This window comes from Streptomyces sp. NBC_00102 (assembly GCF_026343115.1).
In the GTDB taxonomy this organism is placed as follows: Bacteria; Actinomycetota; Actinomycetes; order Streptomycetales; family Streptomycetaceae; genus Streptomyces.
Map to the genome: position 1 here is coordinate 6,007,966 of NZ_JAPEMC010000001.1, position 12,148 is coordinate 6,020,113.

General features: G+C 69.9%; 12 protein-coding genes and 1 pseudogene. 4 read left to right on the forward strand and 9 right to left on the reverse strand.

Translation table 11 applies throughout. The features are described from left to right. Window positions 1-246: 246 nt before the first annotated feature. Window positions 247-1,590: an RICIN domain-containing protein gene (locus OHA55_RS26400; protein WP_266710145.1), complete on the reverse strand. Its 1,344-nt coding sequence runs from the start codon at window positions 1,588-1,590 to the stop codon at window positions 247-249. A gap of 232 nt (window positions 1,591-1,822) precedes the next feature. On the opposite strand from OHA55_RS26400, the gene OHA55_RS26405 reads away from it, so the two are divergent. After that, on the forward strand, window positions 1,823-3,874 hold the full coding sequence (locus OHA55_RS26405) for an ATP-binding protein (RefSeq protein ID WP_266710146.1): 2,052 nt from the start codon (window positions 1,823-1,825) through the stop codon (window positions 3,872-3,874). A 180-nt stretch (window positions 3,875-4,054) separates the two neighbouring features. Further along, window positions 4,055-4,333, forward strand: coding sequence for a WhiB family transcriptional regulator (locus tag OHA55_RS26410; RefSeq protein WP_266710147.1), 279 nt, complete (start codon window positions 4,055-4,057; stop codon window positions 4,331-4,333). Between the two features lie 116 nt (window positions 4,334-4,449). On the opposite strand, the gene OHA55_RS26415 is transcribed toward OHA55_RS26410, so the two are convergent. From OHA55_RS26415 to OHA55_RS26430, 4 genes are read right to left on the reverse strand one after another with little or no spacing between them, the layout of a single operon-like run. Beyond that, window positions 4,450-4,830, reverse strand: coding sequence for a hypothetical protein (locus OHA55_RS26415; RefSeq protein ID WP_266710148.1), 381 nt, complete (start codon window positions 4,828-4,830; stop codon window positions 4,450-4,452). Window positions 4,831-4,889: 59 nt separating this feature from the next. Next, window positions 4,890-5,264, reverse strand: a complete 375-nt coding sequence (locus OHA55_RS26420) for a hypothetical protein (RefSeq protein WP_266710149.1) — start codon at window positions 5,262-5,264, stop codon at window positions 4,890-4,892. Between the two features lie 58 nt (window positions 5,265-5,322). Continuing rightward, entirely contained in the window at window positions 5,323-5,703 is a 381-nt protein-coding gene (locus OHA55_RS26425) for a hypothetical protein (protein WP_266710150.1), read from the reverse strand. A 55-nt stretch (window positions 5,704-5,758) separates the two neighbouring features. Beyond that, window positions 5,759-6,217, reverse strand: a complete 459-nt coding sequence (locus tag OHA55_RS26430) for a hypothetical protein (protein ID WP_266710151.1) — start codon at window positions 6,215-6,217, stop codon at window positions 5,759-5,761. Window positions 6,218-6,703: 486 nt separating this feature from the next. Here OHA55_RS26430 and OHA55_RS26435 point away from each other — a divergent pair, with 486 nt between their 5' ends. Then, window positions 6,704-8,167, forward strand: coding sequence for an amino acid permease (locus OHA55_RS26435; protein WP_266710152.1), 1,464 nt, complete (start codon window positions 6,704-6,706; stop codon window positions 8,165-8,167). Between the two features lie 121 nt (window positions 8,168-8,288). On the opposite strand, the gene OHA55_RS26440 is transcribed toward OHA55_RS26435, so the two are convergent. After that, window positions 8,289-8,750 carry an Lrp/AsnC family transcriptional regulator gene (locus tag OHA55_RS26440; RefSeq protein ID WP_266710153.1) on the reverse strand — a complete coding sequence of 154 codons (462 nt, stop codon included), beginning with the start codon at window positions 8,748-8,750 and terminating at the stop codon, window positions 8,289-8,291. 100 nt (window positions 8,751-8,850) lie between these two features. Between OHA55_RS26440 and OHA55_RS26445 the strand changes: the two genes are divergently transcribed. After that, a complete protein-coding gene (locus OHA55_RS26445) occupies window positions 8,851-9,546 on the forward strand; it encodes a YitT family protein (protein ID WP_266710154.1) in 696 nt (231 codons plus the stop codon). Window positions 9,547-9,699: 153 nt separating this feature from the next. On the opposite strand, the gene OHA55_RS26450 is transcribed toward OHA55_RS26445, so the two are convergent. From OHA55_RS26450 to OHA55_RS26460, 3 genes and pseudogenes are all read right to left on the reverse strand, one after another. Continuing rightward, complete coding sequence (locus OHA55_RS26450; protein ID WP_266710155.1) at window positions 9,700-10,428, reverse strand: DUF4232 domain-containing protein; 729 nt, start codon at window positions 10,426-10,428, stop codon at window positions 9,700-9,702. 179 nt (window positions 10,429-10,607) lie between these two features. Continuing rightward, the gene (locus OHA55_RS26455; RefSeq protein WP_266710156.1) at window positions 10,608-11,309 is read right to left on the reverse strand and encodes a VanZ family protein; all 702 of its coding nucleotides are present in this window, start codon (window positions 11,307-11,309) and stop codon (window positions 10,608-10,610) included. A 229-nt stretch (window positions 11,310-11,538) separates the two neighbouring features. Then, window positions 11,539-12,100 (reverse strand): annotated as a pseudogene (locus OHA55_RS26460) (hypothetical protein); the annotation flags it as partial. Window positions 12,101-12,148 lie beyond the last annotated feature (48 nt).

Below are 12,148 nucleotides of genomic sequence, written 5' to 3' on the forward strand. Positions count from 1 at the left end.
GACCGCGAGGGGCGCCGGGTCCGCCCCGACCTTGGCGCCCTCACGGGACCGCCCTTGCCCGGTTGCCGTGTGGCCGTCCCGCAGCCTGAAGGCAGGCGCACAGTGCCGCCTTCAGGGACGCGGGGAACTGCGCGACCAGCCACGGCGCCCCCGGCCGCGAAGCCCGCACCCGGCAGCGAAGCCCGCCCCCGGGCCCATGCCCCGGCGCGGGCCAACCGGTTCACCCACCGACCACGCGTACCCGGATCAGCACCCCGCCACAGGCGAAGGCGACGTGCTCCACGTGTACTTGGCCGCCTCGTCGACATCCCCGGCCGCGACCAGCGCAACCGACCCGGTGTTCCAGCCGGTGACGTACTTCCCGAATGTCTTGCTCGTGAGGGTCACGGCGCATCCGCCGGCATCCGGTACCCGCCAGAGCTGGCCCGGATCCTCGGTGGTGCAGGGCGAGACGTACATGGACTCGCCGTCGGTGTCCAGGCACATCGAGGCCGACGTGGACCGCAGCAGGAACACCCCGTCCCCGGCCGGCTGCCTCTGCCAGCCGCCCGTACCGCAGGTGTCCTGGACGACCACGCGCTCGGCGCCCACCGCCAGGCACTTGCCCGAATGGGCATTGCGCACGCGGCGCGTCGTCGTCTCCCCGGACGCGGCATCGCCGCTGTCCTCGGCCGGTGCGGGGTCGTGCGCCGCCGCGGCGGCGGCCTTCTCCTCGGCTGCGGTCCGGCCCGTACCGCCGTCCTCGCTCGTCCCGTCCGCGGCACCCGCGTCGCCCGCCTGCGTATCCGTGCCGGGCGCGGCCTTCTTGGCGCCGCCCCGCTCGTCCGCGTCCGGCGACTCGTCGGCCGCCGGGCCGGCGGTGGCATCCGGCTCGTCGCCGGCGGGCTGCCCGCCGTCGAAGTAGTCGTCGTCGCCCACAGGGGAGACCTCGGACGCGGCCGTGGCGGTGGCGCGGTCCTCGTCGCCGCCCGTGTTCATCAGCAGCAGCGGCACACCCAGCAGCACGACGCCGGTCAGCGCCACCGCGGCCATCACCCGCTTGCGCCGCCGTCTCCCGCCGCCTTCCTCGCCGTCGCCTTCCTCGCCGTCGCTGTCGTGGCCGTCCCGCCCGGAGCCCCCGGTGCCGTCCGGACGCCCGAAGAGGGAGAACTCCGGCCCGGAACCCGGCGCGGAGCCCCCTCGGTCGGGGCCGCCGGATCCCACCGCATCGGACGACCCGCCCGCGCCCGACCCGCCCGCGCGGGCCGCCCGGGCCGCGCGCTGCCACCGCCCCCGCGTGCCGGTCTCCTCGTCGACGGCCCACGGCGCTCTGGTCCAGGGGATCTCCGCCGCCAGGGACGCGATGGCCGCGTCCGGCTCGGCGGTCCCGGCCGCCGTCCCGGCGCCCGGCGCGGACTCCTCGGCCGACGTCCCGGAACCGGACTCCCCGCCGTCCCGCGACCGCCCCGAGGCCCCGTCCAGCGCGGCTTCGGCGATCGAACCGCCGGTGGCGCCGCGGCGGCGGGGGAGAGAGGGGAGGCGAGAAGCGGGCCGTTCCTCGGTATCGGGCTGGGGGCGGCCGTCGTCGCGGGCCTCGGCTTCAGGGAACACGGGTACTCCAGATTTGATGGACAGGGCGGGCGGGACGGCAAAGGCGCCGGTTCGCCCGCTTCCGGTACCGCCGGTACAGCGGCAGCGGGCGGGGAGGCAGGCGCCACACGGCGGTTCCGCGGACCAGTGCGGTGGGCGCGCCACACGGCGGTCGCACGGACCACTACGGCGATCCGGCCGTTCCGGTTCGATCGGAGTCCGGGATGTAACACACGCGCCCTAGGATGCGCCTGTGAAAACGCACTCCAGGAACCTGGCGAACCGTCTCCAAGCGGTAAGAAAAGCGACGTTCGTAGGACGATCGGCGGAAATCGATCTGTTCCAGCGTGCTCTGCGGGGCGATCAGGAGGCCGGGCCGGTCCTCTTCGTGCATGGCCCCGGCGGCGTGGGCAAATCCGCGCTGCTGCGCCGCTTCGAGGACGAGGCGCGGCGCGCGGGCCGCCGTATCGTCAGGGTCGACGGCCGCCAGGTCAACCCGTCACCCGCCGGATTCGAGGCGGAGGCGGGCAAGGCGGCCACGGAGGCGGACGTGGCCCTCTTCGTGGACGGCTTCGAACACTGCCAGGGGCTTGAGGGCTGGCTGCGGGAACGATTCCTCCCCACCCTGCGGGAGGACGCGGTCGTCGTCGTCGCGGGTCGCCGTCCGCCGTCCGCGGACTGGCTGTGCGACCTGTCCTGGAGCGGACTGCTCACCGTGCTCCCGCTCGATCTGCTGGACCGGTCCACCGCCGCCGAACTGCTGGAGCGACGCGGTGTCGCCGCGGACCGCCGCGCGGCCGTCCTCGCCTTCGCGGGCGGCAACGCCCTCGCGCTCAGCCTGGCCGCGTCCGTCTCGTCCGACGACTCCGCCGACACCGGCGGCTGGACGCCGGGCCCGGACGTGATCGCCACCCTGCTCTCCACCCTGGTCGGCGAACTGCCCTCGCGCGGCCACCGGCTGGCCCTGGAAGCCGCCGCGCATGCCCAGACGACCACCGAGACCCTGCTGGCCTCGGTGGCCGGCGAGAGCGAGGCCGCCGAACTCTTCACCTGGCTGCGCGAACTGCCCTTCAGCGAGTTCGGACGGCAGGGCCTGTTCCTGCACGACCTGGTGGGTGACGTACTCGACTACGACTTCCGCTGGCGAGACCCGGAGAACTACGAGCGGATGCACGTCCGCACCGGCCACTACCTGCTCGACCGGGTCAGATCCGCGCCCGAGGCGGAGGCGATGAACGCGGTCCGCGCGCTCACCTACCTCAAGCGGTACGGGCAGATGGGACCTTACTTCCGGAAGATCGACCGCGAAGGGGACGTGTACGAGGACGTCCTGCGCCCCGAGGACTACGAGCGCGCCGTCGAGATGACTCTGGAGACCGAGGGGCCCCGGTCCGCGGAGATCGTGCGGTTCTGGCTCCAGGAGCAGCCCAGCGCGTTCCACGCCTACCGCAGCGCCCGGACCGGGGAGTTCGTCGCCTTCATGCTGTGGCTGCGGCTGACCGACCCGGAGGTGGGCGTCACCCTCGACCCGGTGGTCGCCGACGCCTGGGCGAGCGTGGCGGAGACCAGCCCGCTGCTGGACGGGCAGCACATCCTGATGAGCCGCTTCATGATCTACCCGGCGGCGTACGGCACGATATCCAACGTCGGGCACCTCATGCAGCTGCGCATCTGCTGCGACTGGATCCGCTCCCGGGGTCTGGCCTGGTCGTTCATCACCTCGCCGGACGCCGAGCTGTGGCGGGCCCTGATGGACCACCTGGCACACGAGGAGATGTTCAACACCCCCTGGGAACGGGGCCGCACCTTCACCACCTTCGGCTGCGACTGGCGCGTGACGCCCCTGGAGATCTGGTTCGACCGCACCCAGCCCGGCGGGCTCGTCGAAAAGCCCGCCCCGCGCGCCGCGGACGACGGACTGCGCAAGGTGCTGACGCGTACGGAGTTCGAGGCCGCGGTGCGTCAGGCGCTGCGCGACCTGGACCGGCCCGAGACACTGCGCACCAGCGCGCTCTTCTCCAGCAGGCTGGCCGCCCGCTTCGACTGGCGGGCCCGCGAGAAGCCCGCCGAGGGGCTGCGGGAGATCGTCGTGAGCGCCTTGCAGGAGCTGAGGCGGGACGCCAGGGCGGAGAAGCTCCACCGCGCCCTCGCCATGACCTACCTGGGGCACACTTCCACCCAGGAGGCTGCGGCGGCCCGCCTGGGCCTCCCGTACAGCACCTACCGGCGTCATCTCGCCGAGGGCCACAAGCGGCTGAGCGAGCTGCTGTGGCACTGGGAACTCGGGGGTACGCCCGCGGAGTGACCGTCCCCGACTCCGGCCGCCCGGCACGAGGACGGGCGAAGAAAAGGGGACATTCTCGTGAACTCCTTCCGCGAGGTCAGCGTAGAAGTCCGTGGGAGCCACCGCGGATCCCGGTGACCCCCGCGACTCCGGTGAGACGCCCGCGACTTGGGCGAGGCCGAATCGGAAGGAGAGGACGAGATGAGCACCGCGTACAGCGAGAGGCGTACGTCCCACAGCTGGATGGAAAGCGCCGTGTGTCGCCATGTCACCGACCCCGGCATCTTCCACGACTCGGTGACGGAGGAGTCGGCGCTGGCGGTCTGTGCCATCTGCCCGGTGATCGCCAGCTGTTTCGCGTACATCCACGACCTGGTGGAGTTCTCCGGGATCGCGGCGGGCACCGTCTGGCGCGACGGCAACCATCCCAGGGTCCCGTGCGCGTCCTGTCCCGGCACCAGGTGCGGCACGACGGGATAGCGCCAACCGTGCCGCGTTGTGGGAGTTCGCGCCCACGCGCGGATATGCCGAGGCCCTCCGCGCGACGTACCGCGCGGAGGGCCTCGGTGCCCCGGCCGGGGCCGGGGCGGACGGGATCAGAAGAAGTACCAGTAGGCGGTGGACTTGTAGCCGGCGGTGGCGATGTTGGCCTGGTACCAGGCGCGGCCGAGGAGCACCTGGCCGCCGTCGTCGTACTCCAGGTAGATGTCGACCGCGTGCTGGCCGTCCATCTTGATCGGTATGCACTGACCGGGGAGGACGATCACCGTGGACAGACCGGAGAGGCCGGAGGCCGCCTCCGCCGCCGTCGGGACGTACTGGGCGAACGACTTGTACGTGCCGTAGGAGCAGAACTTGTACGTGCCGTTGGTGCCGTTGGCGCTGGCGGTCGTGGCGGTCAGGCCGAGGGTGAGGCCCGCCATGGCCAGCGCGGTGCCGCCCCACTGGAGCAGCTTGCGCCGCGTGGTTCTCATCATGAACGTGAACTACCTTCCGGTGGCAGGACTTTCGCGTGCGGGTGCGGACCCGGTCAGGGTCAGAAGAAGTACCAGTTGGCGGTGGACTTGTAGCCGGCGGTGGCGATGTTGGCCTGGTACCAGGCGCGGCCGAGCAGCTTCTCGCCGCCGTCGTCGTAGCGCAGGAAGATGTCGACCGGACTGGCGTCCCGGTAGATGGAGACGCACTGGCCGGGCATGGCCAGGACCTTCCTGCCGATGAACCCCTGAGCGGCCTCTGCGTCGGTGACGACGGTCTGGACGACCGAGACGTAGGTGCCGCGGGCGCAGAACTGGTACCAGCCGTCAGTGCCGTTGGCGCTGGCGGTCGTGGTGGTCAGGCCGAGGGTGAGGCCCGCCATGGCGAGCGTGGTGGCGCTCCACTGGAGCAGCTTGCGCCGCGAGGTCTTCGTCATGAACGTGAACTACTTTCGTTGGTGGGCTGTTGGCGTGCGGGTGCGGACCCGGTCAGGGTCAGAAGAAGTACCAGTAGGCGGTGGACTTGTAGCCGGCGGTGGCGATGTTGGCCTGGTACCAGGCGCGGCCGAGCAGCTTCACGCCGCCGTCGTCGTACTCCAGGTAGATGTCGACCGCGTGCTGGCCGTCCATCCTGATCGATGCGCAATGGCCGGGGAGGACGAGCGCCGTGGACATGCCGCCGACGCCGGAGGCCGCCTCCGCCGCCGTGGGGACGTACCGGGCGAACGACGTGTACGTGCCGCGGGCGCAGAACTTGTACGTGCCGTTGGTGCCGTTGGCGCTGGCGGTCGTGGTGGTCAGGCCGAGGGTGAGGCCCGCCATGGCCAGCGCGGTGCCGCCCCACTGGAGCAGCTTGCGCCGAGTGGTCTTCGTCATGAACGTGAACTACCTTCCGGTGGTGAGATTATTTGCGTGTGCGGACCCGGTCAGGTCAGAAGAAGTACCAGGAGGGACTGGACTTGTAGCCGGCGGTGGCGATGTTGGCCTGGTACCAGGCGCGGCCGAGGTTGACCTGGCCGCCGTCGTCGTACTGGAGGTAGACGTCGACCGGGTTGCCGTCCATGTAGATCGGGACGCACTTGCCGGGATAGGCGATGAAGGTCCGCATGGGGGAGGCCGGGGAAGTGAGCGAACCGGCGACACTGGAGGTTGAGGTGCTGGAGCCCCCTCCGGTCACGCGCGCCCCGACGAAGCCGGTGAGGTACGACGCGTTGGTGTTGCCTTCGACGACGTATTCGGCGAACGCCTTGTAGGTGCCGCGCGAGCAGAGCTGGTACCAGCCGTTGGTGCCGTTGGCGCTGGCGGTCGTGGTGGTCAGGCCGAGGGTGAGGCCGGCCATGGCGAGCGCTGTGGCTCCCCACCGCAGGAGCTTGTGCCGCTTCGACTTCATTTCGCGAACTCATTTCTGTTCAAGGTCTGTTGAAGCCCGTGCATCCGCTGTCAACGGGCGTTCGCACCAGTTGGTTCACCCGGCGCCCGCAGTGCTTTACCTGGCCGTCGCGGCGACGAGGTCACGGAAGCCCGTCGAGAGTTCTCGTTTACTCAACGGAGCCTCAAATGCCGCTACTCGTAGCTCAGAAGAAACTCAAGCTTTGATAACGGACACGTCACTGCGACGCCCCCTTGGGGCACTCCGGTCACCTATGTCCGTTTTCCTGTGAGCCGCCCTGACGTACATAACCGGATATGCCGCTGATGCGAGTTGAGGAATCCGCCTGATACAAGTGCTGCCGCATCCGGCGGGCCTCACCCCGCTCTGTCGAATCGCGCCGAGCCGGCCGGTCGCCGGTGCGGCAGCTCCCTTGCTTCCGGGGGATCGGAAACCGGTCCGTGGCCGACGAGCGGCCCGGACCCGCCTTGGCGAAAGGCTCAGGAAATGACCTCAACACAGATCAACAGTGACAACGACGGCCAGGAGGCCGTCCGGGACGGTGACGGCGGTGCCCCGGAGGAGGGGTACGAGCGCGGGCTCAACAGCCGCCAGGTCCAGATGATCGCGATCGGCGGCGCCATCGGCGTCGGCCTGTTCCTGGGAGCCGGGGCGAACATCGCCAAGGCCGGACCCAGCCTGATCATGATGTACGCCCTCGCCGGGGCCGTCGTCTTCTTCATCATGCGGGGCCTGGGCGAGCTGCTGCTCTACCGCCCGGTCTCCGGCTCCTTCGCGGAGTACGCGCGGGAGTTCTGCGGTCCGTTCTTCGGGTTCTTCACCGGGTGGACGTACTGGTTGCTGTGGGTGGTCACGGGGATGGCCGAGTTGACGGCGGCGGCGATCTACGTCAACTTCTGGTTCCCGTCCATCCCACGCTGGGCGACGGCCCTGGTCTTCTTGATCGTCCTGTACGTGGCGAACCTGATCTCGGTGAAGGTGTTCGGCGAGATCGAGTTCTGGTTCTCGATGGTGAAGGTCACCGCCCTGATCGGCATGATCGTCATCGGTCTGGGCGTGCTGACCTTCGGGTTCAGCGCGGCGGGCGACACGGCGGCGGTCTCCAACCTGTGGGCGTTCGACGGCTTCTTCCCCAAGGGCATCGGCTCCTCGCTGATGACCTTGCAGGGCGTGATGTTCGCGTATCTGGCCGTCGAGCTGGTCGGCGTGACGGCGGGGGAGTCGGAGAACCCGGAGGAGACCCTTCCGAAGGCCATCAACACGCTGCCGTGGCGCATCGCGCTCTTCTACGTGGGCGCGCTGTCGGTGATCCTGTGCGTGGTGAAGTGGACCGAGTTCGGCGCGGGCGTCAGCCCGTTCGTGGCGGCGTTCGCGAAGATCGGCATCCCGGCGGGCGCGGGCATCGTCAACTTCGTGGTCCTGACCGCGGCCCTCTCCTCCTGCAACTCCGGCATGTACTCCACCGGCCGCATGCTGCGCACCCTCGCCGAACAGGGCGAGGCACCGAAGGTGTTCGGGCGGCTGTCCAGTTCGAAGACCCCGGCGCTGGGCGTGACCGTCTCGATGCTGTTCATGGGTATCGGTGTGGTCCTGAACTACGTCGTCCCGGAGAAGGCGTTCGGCTATGTCACCTCGGTGGCCACGGCCTGCGGCATCTGGACCTGGCTGATGATCAGCATCAGCCACGTCCGCTACCGCCGCGCGGTCGAGGCGGGCCGCCTGCCCGCCTCCAAGTTCCCGGCGCCGGGCGGCTCGGTCCTGAGCTGGATTGCCATCGTGTTCCTGCTCTTCGTGACCTGTCTGATCGCCATCGACACGGACGCCCGCGTCTGCCTGTACGTGATGGCCGGCTGGACCGCGCTCTGCGGGATCGGCTGGTACGCCCTGAAGAGCCGCCGGGGCGAGGCCGCAGCCGGCAGCGGCCCGGGTCAGCAGGGTCAGTCGGCCTGACGAGCGCTCACCGGATGCGGTAGGGAAGTACCACGGAAGGGCACCGGTCCGCCGCACGCCAGACGCGGCGGACCGGCCAGGTGCGGCGGTCCGCCTCGGGGCGGCCGGGCGCCGCCTCAGGTCACGCCTCCGCCAGCACCTCGACCAGCGCCCGCATGCGCGGCGGCAATTCCTCGCACAGCGAGATCACCGTATTCGTACGCACCACACCGGGTGCCGCGAGAATGCGCCCGGTGATCCGGTGCAGATCAGCCGTGTCCTCCGCGACGACCTTCACCAGGAGATCCGCGTCACCGCTGGTCGCGTGCATCTCGACCACCTCCGGGATGTCATGCAGTTCTCCCGGCGGACGCGGCATGTTCGGCTGACTCAGCGAGACCGAGACAAAGGCCACCAGCCGCTTCCCCAGATACGCGGGATCCAGGCGACGGGAGAACTCCTTTATCGCACCTTCCCGCTCCATGCGTTGCAGGCGTGCTGCGAAAGTGTTACGCGCTATGCCGAGCTTTCCGGCCAGCGCCAGCACGCTCGCGTCGGGATTGTCGTCAATGGCGAGAAGAATACGGGCGTCAAGGCTGTCCATTTGAGCATGGTGGCACGAAATGCGGGAACAGCTAAGCGAAGTGCCCAGCGGAAAGGGCGTCTCTTGCGCAACGTCGGTATTCATCCGCACAGTTGTGGGCATGCACCAGCAGAGCTCATTGATCCGCGCGTCGGATGGGGCCCCGCCCTCCGCACCGGCGGCCCCGCCCTCCGTACTGGCGGCCCCGCCCTCCGCACCGGCGGTGGCGCACACGATGGCCGAGGATGTCATCGCCATGGTCATCGGCACGTTCATCACCTCGTTCGGCCTCTATCTGATCCACTCGGTGGGAGCGGTGACCGGAGGGACCGCGGGACTCGTCCTGCTGCTCATCCAGGCCGTGCCCTGGTCGTTCGCCGCCGTATTCGCAGCGGTCAACCTGCCCTTCGCGGTCCTGGCTTGGCGGCGGAGGGGCGCCCGCTTCGTACTGCACTCGGCGGCCTCCGTCGCTCTGCTCTCGGCCTTCTCCGCCGTCCAGCCGAAGCTGATCGAGACCTCGCACCTGGACCCGCTGTACGCGGTGCTGCTGGGCAACCTCAGCGCGGGGATCGGGCTGCTGATCCTCTTCCGGCACCGTGCGAGCGTCGGAGGCTTCAACGTCGTCGCGCTCATCTGTCAGGACCGGCTCGGCTGGCGGGCGGGCTATGTCCTGATGGCGCTGGACGCCCTCGTCGTCACGATCTCCGGGTTCACCGGGCCGGCCCGGACCACGCTGCTGTCCGCACTCGGAGTCGTCGTACTCAACCTCGTGGTCGTCATGAACCACCGGCCGGGGCGGTATCCGGCCGCGCTGTGACGATGACGGCGACGGTGGGGGCGATGCCAAGGGCGATGCCAAGTGGGATGCCAAGGGGGTCGCCAACGGCCGCTGGGCGCACCCTCTCCTCTTGTCGGGAGCGGTGCGCCCAGCGGCCGTACTGTCCGGTGGCCCCACGGGGCGGCCGACGCGTCAGACGAGCGGGACCGCGTCCTGCGCGTTGGTGTGCCAGTTGGTGACGATGGGCTCGTTGACCAGTGCGTTGCCGATGCTGAGCGAGACGGGGTTGGGGTCCTCGTCGCTGACGGAGGCGATCACGGTGGTGTACTCGGTGCCGAGGTCGTCGTTGGTGGTCTTCGGATTGACGCCCGCGTACACCGTCTTGCTGCCGGAGAGCGTGATCTCGTCACCCGCGACCTGCTCTGCGGGACCGGCCTCGGTGCCGCCCGAGCCGAAGGCGATGGAGGGCAGGCCGCCCGGGAGCGCGCAAGTGATGCCCGACTTGGCCTTGACGCTGATCTGGTAGTAGCCGCCGCCCTGGGTCATCTCCGTGGCTTTCCAGACCAGGTCGTTGGTGCCGCAGGACTGGCCGTAGCCGGTCTTGTCGGCGGCCTCGTCCCCGGAGGTGTCCGCAGCGGAGTCGGCGGCCGTGCCGGTGCCGGAACCCGAGCCCGAAGAGCCTGAGCCCGAAGTCCCCGAGCCCGAACCCGACTTGGCGGTCGGACGCGAACTGCCGCTGCTGGCAGCCGACTTGTCCTTTGCCGCACTGGGCGAGGGGGAGGCGTCGGCGGCCTGGACAATGCTCGGGTCGGACTCTGCGGCGGACGAGTCGTCGGTCTCGCCTCCCCCGCAGGCGGTCATCAGGAAGCCGGACGTGATGGCGGCGGTGACCACGAGGGCGTTGCGCAGACGGCGGTTCATCAGTGTGTTTCCTTCTCAAGGGATGGTTGCGGTCGTTCGGGCGGCACGCGGCCGAGGTGTCCCTCTCCGCGGGAAGCGGGTGGTACGGAGGTGCTACGGGGCTTCGGTCCGGACGGTCCGGGGTCCTGCCTCGGGTGGTCCGGGTCCTGCCCGGGTTGTCCGGCCAGTGCTATCGGCTTCTACGTGCGTATGGCGGAAGTGGTTCGGCCGGGGACGGGCGGCAGTCGGGGACGGCTGACGGTCAGGGAAGGGTGACGGGAGGGACGATCGGTGCGGGCCGGAACTTCCTCGGGGGGCGCGGCCGCCGCCCGGTCTCTGTCGGCGCGCAGCGCCGCGGAGCCGGGCAGCGCGGCCGTCACCAGGGAGCCGCGCAGCGCCGGGGAGCGCAGGGCGAGGGGCAGCAGTACGAAGCCGATGTATCCGCCGAGCGTGCTGGCGAGGATGTCGTTGATGTCCACGGAACGCCCGTTGTTCAGGGCGATGTACGACAGCAGCTGGGCGGCCTCCACGGCCAGGCCGGCCACCGCGGTCATCAGGGCCGTGTGTTTCGGTGAGGCGGCCCGCCCGGACACCAGGGGCAGCAGGAAACCGGCGGGCATCATCATGATGACGTTGGCGACGATGGTGATGTCCGCGGTCAGCAGCGGGACGAAGCCGATTTGGCCGATCCAGGAGGCCTGGTTGGCGCACATGCCCCAGGTCACATCGGGCGGAAAGATCGTCATGGACAGGACACCGGCGGCGTACACGGCGGTGGCCAGGCGCAGCAGGGCCTGACGCTCGGTCCACGCGGCCCGCCACACCTTGTAGGCGGCGCCCGCCGCGCACACGACGAGCAGTGGGCCGAGAAGCGCGGCGTCCACCTGGAAGCGGATGTCCATGAGGGTGATCTTTCGTGGGTCGGGGTGAGCTGCGCTGACATCACTCAGCTTCCGTTCGGGACCGGGCCCGGCGGATCTGCCGAAAGATCCATTTCTCTGATGACGGCTACGACTTCTGGCAGAGGGGCCCGTGAGCGGTGCGGTTGGGGGCCTGACCATGTCCGGATCACCGCGTGCCGAACCCCGGTTCACCGCGTGCCGAGCCCAAGGCGCAGCGCGCCGCCGCCCCCAGTGCGAGGCTGCCTGCGGTCTTCGAGGCTCCTGCGGCGACCGCCATGCCGGCAACGCCGGTGCGGTGCCTGTCGTCGTGGCCGCCGCCGTCGCTGGCCCAGTGCACGAACTTGTACGTTGCACAGGGGCAGAGCAACACCAAGACCATCAAGAGGCCCGTCGGAGAGCGCGTCGACCACGGTGATGGCGACGGTCGTGAAGGCGATGGAGGAGAAGCTGAACAGAACCCTGGTCATGGTGCCGAACGCCGCCTTGGCGAGTGCGCGTTCGTCTCGGCGCCAAGCCGCGGTCATGAGCTGGACGCAGAGGATGCCGACGGTCAGAGCGAGGCCGATGGGCAGCAGCAGCTCGTAGTTGTCGCGGAACCATCCCGCGTTGAGGTCGATCGCCGTCGTCTTGTTCACGGCCTTGGCGGCCAGGTCGGCCGCGCTGGACGCCAGCTCGCCCGCCGACTTCGCGATCCACGCGCCGAGGCCGTCGGTGACGGTGCCGGCGGGGTTGGTGGCGAAGTCGACGACGCCGCACACCTTGTCCATCAGCGGGAAGTCGCAGACTCCCATGGATCGTGCCTCCGTTCTGGGGCGCGGTTCAGGGCGCGACGGACGGCA